14 protein-coding genes are annotated in these 17081 nt (G+C 61.8%); 4 read left to right on the forward strand and 10 right to left on the reverse strand.

The genetic code is table 11. The features are described 5' to 3' along the window. Positions 1–43: 43 nt before the first annotated feature. Genes RY831_RS01395 through RY831_RS01405 form a run of 3 tightly spaced genes read right to left on the reverse strand, consistent with a single transcriptional unit; the run spans position 44 to position 5639 of the window. Positions 44–1489, reverse strand: a complete 1446-nt coding sequence (locus RY831_RS01395) for an efflux transporter outer membrane subunit (RefSeq protein WP_326504540.1) — start codon at positions 1487–1489, stop codon at positions 44–46. Then, on the reverse strand, positions 1486–4608 hold the full coding sequence (locus RY831_RS01400; RefSeq protein WP_326504541.1) for an efflux RND transporter permease subunit: 3123 nt from the start codon (positions 4606–4608) through the stop codon (positions 1486–1488). Before RY831_RS01400 ends, RY831_RS01395 begins: the two co-directional genes overlap by 4 nt. After that, entirely contained in the window at positions 4605–5639 is a 1035-nt protein-coding gene (locus RY831_RS01405; protein ID WP_326504542.1) for an efflux RND transporter periplasmic adaptor subunit, read from the reverse strand. Before RY831_RS01405 ends, RY831_RS01400 begins: the two co-directional genes overlap by 4 nt. A 660-nt stretch (positions 5640–6299) precedes the next feature. Here RY831_RS01405 and RY831_RS01410 point away from each other — a divergent pair. The 3 genes from RY831_RS01410 to RY831_RS01420 all read left to right on the forward strand — a co-directional run bounded on the left by RY831_RS01410 (position 6300) and on the right by RY831_RS01420 (position 7475). After that, positions 6300–6674 (forward strand): hypothetical protein, encoded by a 375-nt coding sequence (locus RY831_RS01410; protein ID WP_326504543.1) that lies wholly within the window; start codon positions 6300–6302, stop codon positions 6672–6674. 39 nt (positions 6675–6713) lie between these two features. Beyond that, a complete protein-coding gene (locus tag RY831_RS33375) occupies positions 6714–6857 on the forward strand; it encodes a hypothetical protein (RefSeq protein WP_437126192.1) in 144 nt (47 codons plus the stop codon). Positions 6858–7064: 207 nt separating this feature from the next. Then, on the forward strand, positions 7065–7475 hold the full coding sequence (locus RY831_RS01420; RefSeq protein WP_326504544.1) for a hemerythrin domain-containing protein: 411 nt from the start codon (positions 7065–7067) through the stop codon (positions 7473–7475). Between the two features lie 26 nt (positions 7476–7501). On the opposite strand, the gene RY831_RS01425 is transcribed toward RY831_RS01420, so the two are convergent. The 3 genes from RY831_RS01425 to RY831_RS01435 all read right to left on the reverse strand — a co-directional run bounded on the left by RY831_RS01425 (position 7502) and on the right by RY831_RS01435 (position 9341). Continuing rightward, positions 7502–8335 (reverse strand): NAD-dependent protein deacetylase, encoded by an 834-nt coding sequence (locus RY831_RS01425; protein WP_326504545.1) that lies wholly within the window; start codon positions 8333–8335, stop codon positions 7502–7504. Between the two features lie 114 nt (positions 8336–8449). After that, positions 8450–8947 (reverse strand): GNAT family N-acetyltransferase, encoded by a 498-nt coding sequence (locus tag RY831_RS01430; protein ID WP_326504546.1) that lies wholly within the window; start codon positions 8945–8947, stop codon positions 8450–8452. 37 nt (positions 8948–8984) lie between these two features. After that, complete coding sequence (locus RY831_RS01435; RefSeq protein ID WP_326504547.1) at positions 8985–9341, reverse strand: bleomycin resistance protein; 357 nt, start codon at positions 9339–9341, stop codon at positions 8985–8987. A gap of 406 nt (positions 9342–9747) precedes the next feature. Between RY831_RS01435 and RY831_RS01440 the strand changes: the two genes are divergently transcribed. Further along, positions 9748–10431, forward strand: a complete 684-nt coding sequence (locus RY831_RS01440) for an SGNH/GDSL hydrolase family protein (RefSeq protein ID WP_326504548.1) — start codon at positions 9748–9750, stop codon at positions 10429–10431. On the opposite strand, the gene opgC is transcribed toward RY831_RS01440, so the two are convergent. The 4 genes from opgC to RY831_RS01460 all read right to left on the reverse strand — a co-directional run bounded on the left by opgC (position 10393) and on the right by RY831_RS01460 (position 16727). Further along, on the reverse strand, positions 10393–11625 hold the full coding sequence (gene opgC, locus RY831_RS01445; protein ID WP_326504549.1) for an OpgC domain-containing protein: 1233 nt from the start codon (positions 11623–11625) through the stop codon (positions 10393–10395). The genes RY831_RS01440 and opgC overlap by 39 nt on opposite strands. Positions 11626–11968: 343 nt before the next feature. Then, on the reverse strand, positions 11969–13549 hold the full coding sequence (ahpF, locus tag RY831_RS01450; RefSeq protein ID WP_326504550.1) for an alkyl hydroperoxide reductase subunit F: 1581 nt from the start codon (positions 13547–13549) through the stop codon (positions 11969–11971). 204 nt (positions 13550–13753) lie between these two features. Continuing rightward, the gene (ahpC, locus tag RY831_RS01455; RefSeq protein WP_194721761.1) at positions 13754–14317 is read right to left on the reverse strand and encodes an alkyl hydroperoxide reductase subunit C; all 564 of its coding nucleotides are present in this window, start codon (positions 14315–14317) and stop codon (positions 13754–13756) included. 319 nt (positions 14318–14636) lie between these two features. Then, a complete protein-coding gene (locus tag RY831_RS01460; RefSeq protein ID WP_326504551.1) occupies positions 14637–16727 on the reverse strand; it encodes a TonB-dependent receptor family protein in 2091 nt (696 codons plus the stop codon). Positions 16728–17081: the final 354 nt, after the last annotated feature.

Below are 17081 nucleotides of genomic sequence, written 5' to 3' on the forward strand. Positions count from 1 at the left end.
CGCAAATACTGCCAGGACCTGTTCAAACAGGTGCGGCCCTGCTTCAGCCGTCTGCTGCAAGCCGCTTCGTTTCGCTCGCAGCAGGTGAGGTAATCAAGCCGGTCGCCTCGAACAGGGCGACGGACGCGCGTACGGCATCGGCCTCGGTTCGCACCAGCGCCAGCTGGTTGGCAAGCAAGGTTCGCTGCGCTTCGAGGATATCGAGAAATCCGGTCAGGCCTTCGCGGTACAGGACGTTTGCCTGGTCTAAGGCAATCTGGGAGGTACGGACCGCTGCCTGCCGCGCGGCGCGTTGCGATTGCAGAACCTGGTCGCCAATAAGGGCGGTTTCCACCTGCTCCAGCGCTTCAAGCACTGTGCGCCGGTATAACAGCGCGGCTTCCCGCGCGAGAGAACGCGCGGCATCCACCTCGGCCGCCCGCAGCCCGCCGTCGTACACAGACGCCTGCAGTAAAGCGGTCAAACCAGCGGTGAGCGCGCGAACGATCGATCCGGTTCCCAACCCGCTTGCAGTCCACAGCAGTTCGCCTGGCAAGGTCAGCTGCGGATACAAGGCTGCTTGCGCCACGCCGATCTCCGCGAAACGGCTCACCAGGGCGTGCTCAGCGGCCCGCACGTCCGGACGCAAGCGAAGTAAGTCGACCGGACGCGGAGCGGACAAGGGATTCTCAAGCGCAGGAAGGGGTGGAAGTGCTCCCCGAACTTCCGCTGAACCCGGCGCGCCGGCCACCGGCGCAACGCCGGACAATACCTGCAGCGCCAGCGCCGCTTCCCGCAAGCTGCCGGCAACACCATCCAGCTCCGCCTTGACCGCGTTCAGATCGGCTTGGGCGCGCGTCAGGTCCAGCAACGGCGCCAGGCCTGCGTCCACCCGGACTTGCGCGAGGCGCACCGTTTCCTGCCGCACCTGCAGCGCCTTTTGAAAAAGTGCCAGTTCATGCCGTGACTGCAGCCACGTGATGTATCCCCGCGCCGCCAGTCCTGCCGTTGCCAGTCGGGCTGCCTGAGCCAGATCCTGCGAACGCATCAGCAAAGCGGCGGCGGACCGCTCTGCTTGCCGCAGGCCGCCCCACAGGTCTGCATTCCAGTCGACCGTCAATCCCGCGCTGGAGGACAGACCGTTTTCATCCCGGCCGGCATCACTGCGGTTTGAACCCCGGCGGTATTCGCCCCCCAGGCTTGAACCCAGCGCCAGTGCCGGGACACGTCGCGCCTGTGCCGCACGCAGTACCGAGCGGGCCTGCTCCGCTCTTTCCAGGGCAAGGGCAATGTCGAGATTGCCAGCCAGCGCCGCTTCGACCGAGCGAGTCAGCAGCGGGTCGTTAAAGCGCAGCCACCAGCGCAGATCCTGTTCGCCTGGCATGGCCACATTCGGTGCGGAAGCAAACACATCCGTTTCACGCAGGCCTACGTCAGGGCGCTCGTAGTTCAGCCCGACTGCGGCGCAGCCGGAAAGCAGCAGCGATACAAGCAATAAGCATTGTTTCATGATTCGGTTTCGCTGCCGACGGAGGCCTTCGTGCCGCCGATCGACGACAGCTCCTTCTCCAGGCGTTCGGACTGGTGCGCGCGAGGGCGCGAGAACCGGGCGACCACGGTATAGACAGCCGGCGTCAGGAACAGGGTGAATGCCACTGCCAGCCCCAGCCCGCCGAAGATGACCCAACCGATGGCTGCGCGGGATTCAGAGCCGGGGCCGCTTCCGATTACCAGCGGCAACGCGCCAAGGACGGTGGAGGCAATGGTCATGCTGATAGGCCGCAGGCGAACCGTGGCGGCTTCATAAGAGGCCTCTGGAACCGAACGTCCCTGGTCGCGCAGCTGGTCGGCAAATTCGACCATCAGGATGCCGTTCTTGGCCATCACGCCGACCAGCAGCAGCAGGCCGATCTGGCTATAGATGTTCAGGGTAACGCCCGACAGAATCATCGCGAACACTGCGGCACACAGGGCAAACGGGACAGTGATCATCACCACCGTTGCGCTGGCCCAGCCTTCGAACTGGGCCACCAGCACCAAGAATACGACCAACAACGCGACGGCAAAAGTGATCCAGATGCCGCGCGACGTTTCCTCCAGCGTGGCGGCCTCGCCCAAGAACAGGAGGTTGATGCCCGAGGGCAGCTCCTGCGCGGCGAGGGCGCGCAGATCGTCCACCGCGGAGCGCAGGGGATAACTGTCGTCCAGGTCGGCCGTGATCTCCACTGCCCGTCGCAGTCCGTGCCGGTCCAGTTCGGTGGCCACCCCCTGTTCGGAAAAGCGCACGAACTGCGACAGCGGCACCAACCGTCCGTCCGCCGCGCGCACATTCAGCATCAGCAAATCTTGGGGACTGCGTACCGCGCCGGCGGCCGATTCAAGCAAGACAGGCACGGCGCGGTCCTGAATCGACAGTTCGGTGATCTCGTCGTTATCCACCAGCGCACTGAGCACGGCACGCATGGAATCCACGGAAATACCCAGGTCTGCGGCGCGCCGACGGTCCAGCTCCAGAGTGACCTGCGGCTGAGTGGCCTGGTACTCCACTCGGATGTCGCGAATGGCCGGAAGCGAAGTTTCGATCTTGCGGCTGAACGCGTCGGCTGCCTTGGCGATGACTTCGTGACTCACCCCGGTCAGCGCAAAACTGATGCCACCGTCCGCCCCCCTGATGCCCAGGCTGTTACCGCTTGCAATGCGGATCTGCGCCCCGGGAATCCCCTCAAGCGGCCTGCGCAGCTGAGCCGCCGCCTCGGCCTGGCTCACGTCCCGCTCGCTCCAGTCCCGCAACCGGGCAATCACCACGCCGTAGTTCGGGTCGCGTCCGCCGGTAATGGACAGCATGCTTTCTACCGCATTGCTTTTCGCGAGCTGCTCCACCGCCTGCTCGGCTTGCTCCACCTGCCGGTCCATGTAAGGCAGCCCCACGCCGTCCGGGCCATTCAGGACAATCCGCACCACGCCGCGGTCCTCATCTGGCACGAGCTCCTCGCCGATTAGTGGATATATCAGTCCCGCCACGCCGACAAGCAGCAGGCAGGCACCGATAACGGCCCAAGGCCGTGCGAGAAGGCGCTTAAGAATGCGTCCGTATTGATCGGCAATGCGCCGCCCCGCTTGCGTCAGGCGCGCCTGCATGCGGCCCGGCGGACGGTCTGAAGCCAGGCGTGCCGCAAAGGCCGGCACCATCGACAAGGCCACGAAAGAGGAGATCGCCACCGAAATCGCCATCACGTAGCCGAATTCCACGAAGAGGCGCCCTGCCTCAGAAGGCAAGAAGGAGATCGGCAGAAAGACAGAAACCAGCGTGGCCGTCGTGGCGAGTACCGCGAAAAAGACTTCGCGGGTTCCGAGTACCGCCGCCGCTAGGTTGCCCAGGCCCTCGCCGCTGCGGCGCTGGATGTTTTCCAGGACGACGATCGCGTCGTCCACCACCAGCCCGCTGGCAACTACCAGGGCCAGCAGCGTCAGCAGGTTCAGTGAGAATCCCATCAGCCAGATAGCCGCCACCGTGCCTACCAGGGACACTGGAATGGCCACCAGCGGAATCAGAGTCAGCCGCCATTGCCCCATGAAAATCCAGACCACCGCCACCACGATGACCACCGCAATGAACAGGCTCAACAGCACCTCGCGGATTGCGCCCCGGATGAAAACCGCGTCGTCAACGGTCACCTGGATCTGCACGTCTCGGATGTCCCGGTTCAGGCGCGCCACTACTGCGTGTACCTGTTCCGAGATGGCGACTGTATTGGATTGCGCCTTACGCAGAATGCCGAGGCTTATGACGTTGCGTCCGTCCAGCCGGACATATGCAGTAGGATCGGCCTGCGAGAAAAAAATCTCGGCCACATCACCCAGGCGCACGTCTTCCCGCACGCGCAAGGCGGCCGCCTGCTCGGGCGTTTCGACCGAGGCATTGGCGCGCACCTGGACTTCCTGGTCCACCGACTCGAAGCTGCCGGCCGGCACGTCTGCCCGCGCCGACTCCAGAACGGCGGCCACGTCGTCCACTGCCAAGCCATAACTGGCCAGGCGGGCAGGATCGACACGTACCCGCATCACCCGCTCACGCTCGCCGAACAGGGTCACGTCCGCCACACCATCCACCGCCGTCAATTCTGGCTGGATTTGGTCCTCGATCAGCCGCGTGAGCTGGTCGTTCTCCAGCGCATTGCTGGAGACTGCCAGCCGCATGATCGGCTCCGCGTCATCATCCGCCTTGACGACAGTCAGCTCCTCGACGCCGGCCGGCAATTCACGCTCGATCCGGCTCACTGCCTCGCGCACGTCGTTGGCTGCGTCATTCAAGTCGATATCGGGACGGAATTCGACATTCACCCGCAGGTTGTTTTCCTCGCTTGCCGAGCGTACCGTCCTCACGCCTGTCACCCGCGCAGCCGCTGCCTCGATGATCCGCGTGACCTCGGTGTCCAGAGTATCTGGCGAGGCGCCCTGGAAAACCGCGCGCACGGTGACAATCGGTCGATCCACATTTGGCAGCTCGCGCACCTCGACGCCAGCGATGGCCGCCATTCCTGCAATGACGATCAGCAGGTTAAGAACGATGACCAGCCAGGGGCGGCGCACGCTCAGCGCCGGGAGGCCGGATACCTGGTCCCGGCTCATGTACCGCTCGCCTTAGCTGGCTGAAGTTGAGGATTCGTCTGGGGCGCGGCCTGCAGTATCTTCACTGCGCGGCCAGGGCGCAGCCGTTGCACCCCTTCTACCACTACGGGTTCTCCTGGGCGCAACTGACCGGTTACCAGCACCCTGCCTTCGCGTCGCTGGACGACGCGCGCCGGGACCTTCACGCTGGTTCCGTTCCGAACAGCCCATACATGGCTGCCCTCGCGGCTCCACTGCACTGCCAGTTCCGGCACGATGAGTGCCGGCTCGCCCTGCAGCGTCAGCTTTAAATCCAGCGACATGCCTGGCCGCAGCAAGTCGTCGGTGTTGGGCACCGCAGCATGTACTTTTACGGTGCGCAGCAATTCGTCCACCCTGCTGTCGATATACTGGATTTTCCCGGTGAACACACGTTCCGCTAAAGAAATATTTTGCATTGAAACGGGCTGTCCAACCTTGAGCCGGGTAAGGAATTGTTCAGGCACTGGAAATTCCACCATCAGCGGTGAACGCAGGTCCAGAGTCGTCAGCGGCGTGTCTAGCGCCACCCGGTCGCCCGGGTCTATCAAGGCAATTCCCACTACGCCATCGAACGCTGCCCTCACGGTCCGGTCCCGTAGTTGCTCCTTTGCTTGGGCCAGCGCCAGTTCTGCCTGGCGATAAGCGATCCGGGCATCGTCGATTACTGTAGCTGATACGGCGCCCGTGCCCTCGGTACGCTGATAGCGCTTGAGCAACCTTCCTGCCGCTTCTAGTTGGACTGCCGCCTGCTTTTCCGCCAGCACTTCTCTACGATCGACCAGTTGAACCAGCAGCTGTCCCGTCTTGACGCGGTCTCCTGCCTGGAACAGAACTTTCTCCACCTCCCCGGCTGCTGCAGGAAAAACCACCACGGATTTGGACGCCAAAGCCGAACCCAAAATGTTCAACGTCACGTCGCTGGTTGCTTCCCTTGCCTGCTCCACCACGACAGGAACGGCCCGTTCCACCTGCGTTGCGTTCTCGGTCTGCGTTGCACTGCTGTCGTCCATGAGATTGGACGCAGCCCACCCTCCAGCCAAGCAAATAGACAGGGCCACGAAGGCAAGGGCAATTGTCCGGCGAGACTTTGGCAGTAAAGGCAACTGGATTAGAGGCTTTCCTGGTGAAAAATTTGTTGAGAAGCTTGGTTAGAAATACATCAAAGCAAAATCGACAAAAGCAAAAGGTTCATGCGAAGGTATTTCCATTGCAGGCAGCATAAAGCTATGAGAAAGGTTAATGCACATAGTTCAAGAAGCACGGACGGATCGGCAACGTGCCCGCCTCTCGGCTGAAACGCGCAATTTCATAAAATCCCGGAGATGGCGGTGTCGAAGCCATGAGCCGGCATAGATTATTCATCGGCTAATTGATTGCTGGTCAGGGAGAGGAACAGCAAGAATTATGGCTTAACAGGAAGCGTACGGAACGGCCTGCTAGATCGTACGCAAGTGCGCGGAGTATGCTGTTCCCGATATTCATTTCTGCGGTGGCGCGCCAGAAGAGCAACGTCTATCCAGGCTTGCTATTGCCTGCGAAAATCAGTTTTCCTGAAGGAACTGTGCCAGCTTCCGGGAGGTCATAAGCCTTTCTTTCAAGACAGTCATGCGCGCAGGTCAATCTTTGCCAGATCGGTATTGCCATGCCTGCGCCGGATGCAGATTCGCTTTATGAAAAAACAGAAGAAGTCTAGTGGCGGCAAGGGCCGTCGCCCGCAGGGAAACGCGCCATTGCCACGCAAGGCCGGGCAGGAAGCCGTGCGGAAAACTGCAGGGCCGTCGGGAAAGGCCCACGAGCCGCATCCTCGGGAAAAGTCCCCGCAACACCCGCAGGCGAGACGCAAGCCGCACCGGGCCGACGATGAACAGAAGCGCAAGCTCTGGGACCGCAAGCAGGCGGAGCTCGCCGCGCGCCGGGCGGCCGCCGAAACGCGGCGCCTGGAGGAAGACCATGCGCGCAGGCGCAAGGCCAGGAACATTGCCTGGAGCGCGTCCGGCGTGTCCGTCGCGGCATTGGCCGGCGCTCTTGCCTGGTATTTTGCTTAAGGTCTACCCTGCCGCCATCCTGCATCAGGCAGTTTTCGGATGCTCCTTGACCCGACCGACCAGCTGGGTCGGCTGACGAAGCGCAGCGCGATCAATAGCAAGGCGAGAGTAACCGCCATCCACACCATTGTCATCGCATCGATCGACTTCGACGCCCTGGCGCCGGCGGCGAATACCGAGTAGTACAGCGCAACGACCAATCGACATTCTTTAAAAGGTTTAACGGTGTTCTTCCCAAGCCCGATGGTTTTAAAACGACCTCGGCCCGACAACATAAGTTGCATTTAAAATGCATCTTATGTAGCATGGCAACAGATTCACGACGGACCGGTTCAGGATGAAACCGAGTCCGGCGGTTTTGCGCCAACCTTATCGAGGGGGAAGATCAACATGAACATCGACAAGCTCAAGGACCAGCATGTCCAGATACTGACCGCAGTGGCGCAGATGCGCAAACTCGTCAGGAGCGGCATCGCGGAGAATGCCGAGGCAATATCCCGGCTGGTGATTTCCATCAGCGGCATCATCAAGCTTCACCTGGCACGCGAGGACGCGCATCTCTATCCGGCACTGGCTGCCGGCGGGCGGGAGCTTGCCGCGCTGGGCTCGCGGTATCAGCAGGAGATGGGAGGCATCGCCGGTTCCTATTTGGAGTTCTCCCGCAAATGGAACACGCCGGGAGAAATTCATGCCGATCCGGAGGGATTCCGCATGGAGGCCAACAGCGTGTTCAAAGCGCTGCACCAGAGGATACAGCAGGAAAATATCGAGCTTTATCCGGCCATCTCGGTGCTTGCGTGAGACTTGCCCGCCTTATCGGCATGCGGTCAGTCCAGCAGGTCGACCAATGCCGGCAATACCTGTTCGGCCTCGGCATCAAGCTTGCATGACAGCAGATGGTCGGCGCGCGTCTTGCCGAGATTGATCGCCGCGATCGGCTTGCCCGCTTCGGCTGCCATCCGGCACAGCCGAAAGCTCGACAGGACCATCAGCGACGAGCCGATGACAAGCACGCCATTGGCTGATTGCAAGCCGGTTTCAGCCTGCTCGGCACAGGCGCGCGGCACGCCGTCGCCGAAGAAGACCACGTCGGGCATCAGTACGCCGCCGCAGCGCGCGCATGCGAGGATGCGGAAGGTATCCGGAAAGTCCGGCTCAAGATGCGCATCGCCGTCCGGCGCCGCCACTGCGGTGACATCGGCCATGAAGGGGTTGAGGGCTTCCAGCGCGGCCTGGATCGCGGCACGCTCGAATCTCGCCTCGCACGCCAGACAGCGCACTCGGTGAATGCTGCCGTGCAGCTCAACCACGCCGCGGCTGCCCGCACTCTGATGCAGGCCATCGACATTCTGCGTGACGAGGCCGGCCAGCCTGCCGCGGGCCTCAAGCATGGCGACGCTGCGATGCCCGGCATTGGGCCGGGCCTTCGACAGCACCGGCCAGCCGATCATGCTGCGCGCCCAGTAGCGTCGGCGCACGGCTTCGGAACTGCGGAATTCGGGGCCTTGTATCGGTGCCCGCCCCCGGCGCACACCATCCCTGTCGCGGTAATCCGGAATGCCGGATGCCGTGCTCATGCCCGCGCCGGTCAGTACGAGGAGACGGTCATGGCGTTGCATGAACTGGCTGAGCGCGTCGCTGGGAGGGATCGTGTTCGGCATTGGAATGGATGCGGAATCAGGAACTTGGCGCGTTGTGCGGGATCGCTTGCGTGAGAATGGCGGAATGCATGCAGGCTTGCCGCAGCGCCTTGCCGCTTTTCCGGCTTTGTGAAGTCAGAGGACAATATCGTCGAGGAAGCGATGCATCACATAGGCATCAACATATCCCAGCGACGGATGCTGAAAGGCTTTCGGCAAGGTGCCTGCGATCTGGAAGCCGAGCCCTTGCCACAGCCGCACCGCGCGCTCGTTGGTGCTTACAACGAAATTGAACTGCATGGCGAGAAAGCCCGCCGCCTTCGCCTCGCGCAGGCAGTGTTCGCCCATGGCTTTGCCGGCGCCCTTGCCCGCCGCTGCGGAATCAACCATGAAGGATGCATTGGCCACGTGCGCGCCGCGGTCGCGCTGGTTGGCAACCAGCTTGTACATGCCGACGATCTTGCCGCCGTCTTCGGCAACATAAGTCTTGATATCCTTGCCGAACCAGTAATCGAATGCGGTTTGCCTGCTGGCGTCGGCGGCAAATACATAGGTGCTTCCTTCGGAAACGATGGCATGAAAGATCGCCCACATTGAAGTGAAGTCGGATTCCATGGCTTTGCGGATCTGCATGCGATTCTCTTTCGGTACTGGGTGTGTCGGGTAATGCTCAGGCGGGGGACAGGTCTTCGCCGAACTTCAACAGGTTGCCATGCGGATCGATCACATGGCATTCCTTCATGCCCCAGGGCCGCACCACTGGCGGCTCCATCTGCAGGCCGTTGCGCGATAGTTCTTCATGCAGCGCTTGCGCATCGGCAACACGCACGTAGCATGACGTGTTCTCGGCGATGCGCCTTTCGCTGCATGCCCAGAAATGAATTTCGCATCCATCGCGGCGCACGATTGCATAGTCTTCGTAACGTGCCGCTTCGGCAAACCCGAGGCGCTCGACATAGAACGCGATGGAGGCATCAAGGTCAAGCGATGCCAGCACCGGTACCGTATTTGTGATCTGACGAGTCATGAAGCGGCTTTCTCGCATGGCTGGGCACTGCTCCGGATCAATGATCATGCGGAGGGCATTGTGCGGATTGATGGCGTGCATTAAAACACATGGCGTCGATTTTCGCTGGATTGTGGAGAACCGCATTGCATTATGCCAAGCCTGCCCTGCTTGCGGCCGCTCACTGCGCGCGAACTTTTACGGCTGGAAATTTCATGCAGGCATGCGTGTGGCAAACATGCTGATGCGATGCATTTTTTTTGAAGAATTGCCCGCAAGGTCTTTTCATCCGCATAGCCGGCCCCTATCATAGGCGCATCCCCATTACGTCAACCCGCTAGCGCCGCCGACCTTCGCGCCGCTATCTTTAGCGAGCTTGTATCCAGTGAAAAGATCCTGCGCCTTCCTGCTTTCCGGTCTGCTTTGCATGGCAGCCGCGCCCGCATTCAGTCAAGATCTGGCCGGCATTTCGGCCTCTGCGACGTCTTCAGTTTCCCTTGCTGCAATCGATCCCAAGTGGGCATCCAGCTTTGCCGCATTCGATGCAGCGGACAAGTTGAAGACGCCGGCACCGGGCGGCGTGCTGTTCGTCGGCAGTTCGTCGATTCGCATGTGGGATGGACTTGAAACGCAGTTCGAATCGCTGCCGATGGTGGTCAAGCGCGGCTTCGGCGGTTCGCGCATGGAAGATTGCAAGACTTACCTGAGCCGCCTGGTGGTGCCGTACAAGCCGCGCATGGTGCTGGTGTATGCCGGCGACAATGACCTGGCCGAGGGACGCACGCCGCAGCAGGTGCTGGAAAGCTTCAGGTCATTTGTCGAGGGCGTGCGCGCCGAGCTGCCCGACACCCGGATTGCTTATATTTCCATCAAGCCAAGTCCGTCGCGGGCTGCTTTGCTTCCGAACATTCGCAAGGCCAACTCGCTCATCAGCAACTATGTCAGCAACACCGACAACACCGATTACATCGATATTTTCTCGCCGATGCTCACCAGCGCCGGAACGCCGCGGCCGGAATTGTTCCGCGAAGATGCGCTGCACCTCAATGCTTCCGGCTATGCGCTCTGGCGTTCAGTGATCACCGCGCACCTGCCCACCCACTTGCGCTAGGGGTTTCGTCACCTTCACGCCCGACGCACCGGCGCCCGACGCAGCGGCGCCCGTCCCTTCCGAACCGGGTGTGCCGGAGCGGCGCTTCGGATTGCTTTCCTTGTCGATCATCAGGGTGATCACCGCAACGACATACAAAATCGCCAGCCCGCCGGCCATCAACATCACATCGACCATGATGCCGCGCTCGGGCGTACTTCCCCCGTAGATCGACAACACCAGCAGCACCACCACCAGATGGGCACAGAATACCGGCAGTGATGCCGCGCCCATCGTTTCCAGTGCGCCGATGCGCGGCAGGCGCGCCTTGATCGCATCGCCGAAATGCATGATCAGGATCACCATGGCAAAGAAGTTGAGCAGGCGGAAAGGGCCGAGGTGCCACTTGTCGAACAGGTGGTTGATCATGCTGTCGCCCTGGATCGGCACTTGCCCGGCGACATAGCGCCATATCAGCATGACAGCTGCATACAGCAGGCACACCGCAATGAGCGCCTTCGGGAAAGGCTTGCGGTCTTTCAATTCGCCCTTTGCCATCTTCGCGCCCATCCACAGGCCGAGCACCCACAGGAACTGCCACGCATAAGTTTCGAAGGAACCGGTTTCCCGGTATGGCACCTGGAAGTCGGTGAGTATCACGAAGACGTCGTACAAGGTCTCAGATATCCTCGTCTGCGCCATGACCCACAAGGCAATGCTGACGGCGAAGATGCCTTGCCAGCCGCGCCGCAGCCCGATCTCCAGGATCAGGGGACTGAGCAGCATGAACATGATGTACAGCGGCAGGATATCGAGCAGCGGCGGGTTGTAGATCAGCAGCAGGCCGCCCCAGAGTCCGGCCAGCGGATTGTTCAGGTAAAAGCCGAGCAGATCGGTCAGCGCACGCTGGTCGCGCAGCAATCCGACCGTGGCCATTACGCTGAACAGAAACAGCAGCAGTGCAGCATGGCAGGCGTATATCTTGAGCGCGCGCGCGATAAAGGCATTGCGCATGGCCGGGATGCCATCACGCAGCCCCTTGCCGGCATAGACCATTCCAGCCATGAAGGCCGATAGCATGACGAAGCCTTCAGCCGCTGAAACGAAGCCGAACGGCTGGCTGAGCATGCTGGAGAAGCGTGTCGGCAGATGTGTGACGAACATCAATATCAACATCAGGCCTCGAAGCATGTCGAGGTCCCAGAGGCGGTTCATTAAGTTCTCCTTGGGAACCGGTATGAACCCGGTTATTCGTGGTGGCAATGCCGTGCTGCCCTTCGCAGGCATGTCCATCAAGCATACCGACCGCCGCCCCGTATCATGTTGATTTTGCTTGGACTCATGTCATGTAACAGACATAGCGCGAAGCTATCCTGGCCCTCTTTCTTTTCAAATATTTGTTGCGGTTCGTTGCGCGTCTGTTGCATTCGGCAATCACGCCGGCCGGCGCTGCAGGCCGCATGGCCGCAAAAAACCCCGCGACGGACGATGTCCGTGGCGGGGTTGCGTTCCGGCCAAGCACCTGCGGAAAGGCCTGCAGATGCTTGGCCGAGTCCGATCAGGCCGCGACGGTCTCTTTTTCCTCGACCGGCGCAGAACTGCGGATCAGGTGATCGAAGGCGCTCAGCGCGGCCTTGGAGCCTTCGCCCATCGCGATCACGATCTGCTTGTAGGGCACCGTGGTCACGTCGCCGGCGGCGAACACGCCGGGCACCGATGTCTGGCCGCGCGCATCCACCTCGATCTCGCCGCGGTTGCTCAGCGCGACCGTGCCCTTGAGCCAGTCGGTGTTCGGCAGCAGGCCGATCTGGACGAAGATGCCTTCGAGTTCGACTTTCAGTTCCTCGCCGCTGCTGCGGTCCTTGTAACGCAGGCCGTTGACCTTGGCGCCGTCACCGGTGACTTCGGTGGTCTGCGCGTTCAGGATCACCTTCACGTTCGGCAGGCTGTGCAGCTTGCGCTGCAGTACCGCGTCGGCACGCAGCTTGGTGTCGAACTCGAGCAGCGTCACATGGGCGACGATGCCGGCCAGGTCGATGGCCGCCTCGACGCCGGAGTTGCCGCCGCCGATGACCGCCACGCGCTTGCCCTTGAACAGCGGGCCGTCGCAGTGCGGGCAATAGGCCACGCCCTTGTTGCGGTATTCCTTCTCGCCCGGCACGTTCATTTCGCGCCAGCGCGCGCCGGTGGCCAGCACCACGCTCTTGGCCTTCAGGCTTGCGCCGCTGGCCAGCTTGACTTCGATGATGTCGCCCGGCACCAGGGCTGATGCGCGCTGCAGGTTCATCACGTCGACGTCATAGGTCTTGACGTGCTGTTCCAGCGCGGCCGCCAGCTTCGGTCCTTCGGTTTCCTTCACGGAAATGAAGTTCTCGATGCCCATGGTATCGAGCACCTGGCCGCCGAAACGCTCGGCGACGACGCCGGTGCGGATGCCCTTGCGCGCCGAATAGATCGCAGCCGACGCGCCGGCGGGGCCGCCGCCGACCACCAGCAGGTCGAACACGTCCTTCTGGCCGATCTTGGCGGCTTCGCGCTCGGCGGCGCCGGTATCGAGCTTGGCAAGGATTTCCTCCAGGCCCATGCGGCCCTGGCCGAAGGTTTCGCCGTTCAGGAAGACGGTCGGCACGGCCATGATCTGGCGCGCATTGACTTCATCCTGGAACAGCGCGCCGTCGATCATCACGTGGCGGATCTTGGGATTGATCACCGCCATCAGGTTCAGCGACTGCACGACTTCCGGGCAGTTCTGGCAGGACAGCGAAATGTAGGTTTCGAACAGGTACTCGCCATCGAGATTGCGGATCTGCTCCAGCACGTCGGCGTCGGCCTTCGGCGGGTGGCCGCCGACCTGCAGCAGCGCCAGCACGAGGGAGGTGAATTCATGGCCCATCGGGATGCCGGCGAAACGGATGCCCATGTCGCTGCCGGAGCGGTTGAGCGAAAACGAGGGCGCGCGCTCGCCGTCGCCGCGACGCTCGGTCAGCGTGATGCGGGGAGACAGTTCCGCGATTTCCTTGAGCAGTTCGTGCATCTCGCGCGACTTGTCGCTGTCGTCCAGCGATGCGGTGATGTCGATCGGCTGCGTGACTTTTTCGAGATATGCCTTCAGTTGATTCTTCAGATTGGTGTCCAGCATCTTGGCCTCTCAGAGTGTTTGTACTTTGTATGTACGTTACGTTTGTACTTTGTGAGTACACAAATTTTTCCGGGTGCAGTGCCACCGCCGGATCAGGCTGAAGCCTTCCGGATCAACAGCTTGATCGGGGAGTGGTACTGCCGCGGGGCGCGGTGCCTTGCGCCCCGGTAGAAGCTGCGCCGGTTCGGCGCAGCCGGTGAAGATTTAGATCTTGCCGACGAGGTCGAGCGACGGTGCCAGCGTTTCTGCGCCCGGTGTCCACTTGGCGGGGCAAACTTCGCCCGGGTGCGATGCGACGTACTGGGCTGCCTGAACCTTGCGCAGCAGTTCCTTGGCGTCGCGGCCGATGCCGTTGTCATGGATTTCGCACAGCTTGATCTGGCCTTCCGGATTGATGACGAAAGTGCCGCGCAGTGCCAGGCCTTCTTCCTCGATCATGACGTCGAAGTTGCGGGTGATGGCGCCGGTCGGGTCGCCGATCAGCGGATAGCGGATCTTGGCGATGGTTTCCGATGTGTCATGCCATGCCTTGTGTGTGAAGTGGGTGTCGGTCGACACGCCGTAGACTTCAACGCCCAGGGACTTGAAGGTGTCATAGTTGTCGGCCAGATCGCCGAGTTCGGTCGGGCAGACGAAGGTGAAGTCGGCCGGATAGAACACCACCACGGACCATTTGCCTTTCAGATCTGCGTCGGAAACCTGCACGAACTTGCCATTGTGGTAAGCAGTCGCGTTGAACGGTTTAACTTGTGTGTTGATCAGAGACATGGTTTTTCTCTCTTGGTTGAAGAAGTTGGAGTAGTTGAATGATAGCCGCAATCAATCACGGCGTGAAATTAATAGTCTGAATCAGACTGATAGGGAAGCTATATTGCCTGATTGGCTTGTCATCTTAACATCTGCCTTCAGTACCCACCCTCGGTGCAAGTGGCGGCGAGTCTGCATTTAGTCAATCCCGGAACCGATGAATTCCCGTCTTTATCATGGCTTTTTTTCATCGGGCGGCTAGCTGTTTGCTATCGGCTTGCAGGCATCCATTGATGCCGGGAACAAGCATGGCACCCGGCACCAGGAACCGGCGAGGCAGTTACAGCAGTGCCCGCAGGCCGATGAAGAAGCGCCGTCCTGGCGCGGGTTCGAAGAAGCGGCGGTTGCCGTCGTTGACGATGACCGAGCCGGCATAGTGGCGGTCGAACACATTGTCGATGCGCCCGAACAGCGTCCAGTTCGTTGCGCCGGCGCGGAATTCCTGCGCGGCGCGCAGATTGAACACTGCGTAGCCGGGTGCGGTTTCGCTGTTGAGGTCATCGACATAGGTCCTGCTTTCGGCGCGCATTTCAACAGCGGTGCTCAGGCCCTCCAGGGGCCGCGCTTCAAGCTGGGCAAACAGGCTATGCATAGGCGCGCCCGGCAGTCGGTTGCCGGCGGCAACCGCGCCGCCGCCGCTGGCATAGCCCCGCTTGAAACGCGCGTCGAGCAGCGTATAGGCCAGCTGGGTGCCGAAGCCGCCCATGTCGCTGCGCCAGCTGGCTTCAATGCCGCGGCGCTCGACGCTGTCAATGTTCTGGAAGATCGAGCGGCCGTTCTCGGTGGCCTGCGGCACGATCTCGTCGCGGCTGCGGGCGGTAAAGACGGCCAGGTCGACACTTTGCGCCCCGGAACGCCATTTCATCCCGACTTCGCCCTGCCTGCTCTTTGACGGCTGCAACCCGAGATTGGGGCCGGTGGCGCCCGCGCGATAAGCCGACTCCGCCAGGGTCGGTGTCTCGAAGCCACGGCCGAGATTGGCATAGAAGTTGAGATTGTCGGCGGCGTACCAGACCAGGCCGAGCACCGGGCTGGTGTTGCGGTATTCGACGCTGCCGCTGTCGTCGGGGCTGGCCGCGGTGACATAGCGGTCGTCCACCGACAGCCGCACCCGGCTCGAGCGCAGGCCGGCCGTGGCCTTCCATTGCTCGGCGAAAGTCCAGTCGACCTGGCCGAAGACATCGACATTGTTGGCATTGTCGCGCTCGTCGCGGCGTAGCGCCCCGGGCGTGCCGTTGTTGTTGACGAAGCCGCGCCGGGTCTGGTCGAGATCGTCGGCTTCCATGCCGACGGTCCAGTTGAGCGGCATGCCGCCGGCCTGCATCGCATGGGTCCAGCTCAGGCCCGCGCCGCGGTAGTGGTTGTCAAGATCGATCACGCCGCCCGACGAGGTGGCGGCAACGCCGGAAAACGACAGCGTCTGGAATACCTCGCGGGTACCGGCATACAGGCGGGCATTGAGGGTATTGCTGCGGTCGAGCTTGTGTTCGAACAGCAGGCCGGCCTGCTGCTGCTCGATAGTCTTGCGGGTGTCGAAGCTCAGCGCGACCGGCGCCACTTGGCGCGGATTCCGTTCGAACTGCGCGCGCGTCAGGCCGAGCGGATCCTGCGCCAGCGGCTGGTCAAAGACATTGACGATGCCGGTGATCTTGGTGGAGGGCGAAGGCCGCCACAGCACCTTGGCATTGACCTGCGTGCGCTCGGCGGCGCTATGGTCCCGATAGCCGTCGGTTTCGTAGTGCGACACGTCGAGCAACCCGCCAAGCGCTTCACTGCCGCCGGCGAGCGTGAAGCCGAACTGGCGCTGACCATCGCTGCCGGCGCCGACGGAAGCGCTGGCGTAGGGCTTTTGCGGAGCCAGCGGCGGCTCGGCGGTGAACACCTGCACCACGCCGCCGGCCGCATTGCCGTAAAGCTGGGCTACCGGTCCGCGCAGAATCTCGATGCGCCTCGCCGAAGTCAGCGTGGCGGTGGCGGCCTGGCCCTGGCCGTCGGGCATGGTCGCGGGAATGCCGTCGACCAGCACGCGCACGCCGCGCACGCCGAAGGTCGAACGGGTGCCGAACCCGCGTACCGACAACTGCAGGTCCTGCGCATAGTTCTGGCGCTCGCGGATCTGGATGCCGGGTACGGTGCCGAGCAGTTCGGAGAGATTGACCAGCGGCGAAGCGGCACGTAGCGGGTCGACCTGCACGGCGTCGATGGAAGCCGCAGCGTCGAAGCGCTTTTGCTCGCTTCGGCTGGCGGAAACGACGACTTCATCAAGCTGCTTTTCCTGCTGGGCGGCTGCATCGGCGGTGCTTAGGAAGAGCAGCGCGCCGGTTGATAGCGCCGCCGCAAGGCTGCGCTCGTGAGAATTGGATTTGTGCATGGATCCCTTGATGCTGGATTTATGTTGGACAGTGCGGCCTTCCTGGTAGGCAACTTGCACGCCGGTTAAATAGGGGATTTTATGATTTGCCACCCCGGAAGCTTTGCGAAGGCACAGCGACCGTGAATCTTGTCATGTGCGGCCATCGCGGGTGAGCAGACAGATCCAATGCGCCGATCGGAATCCGCCATACCAGCGTAGCCTGAAGAACAGGAGCCTTTTCAAGATGGCATCGGTCTGGCCGGACGTTTCGTGCCCGGCTGTGTATGCATGGCCCCCTCATTCTCGAAACAAGCAGTGTCGCTCGTTTTATATATGCAACATCATTTCCAGGAGAAAGAGGCGCCACCGGCT

The sequence above is a fragment of the Noviherbaspirillum album genome, from assembly GCF_035916955.1.
Classification (GTDB): domain Bacteria; phylum Pseudomonadota; class Gammaproteobacteria; order Burkholderiales; family Burkholderiaceae_D; genus Noviherbaspirillum; species Noviherbaspirillum album.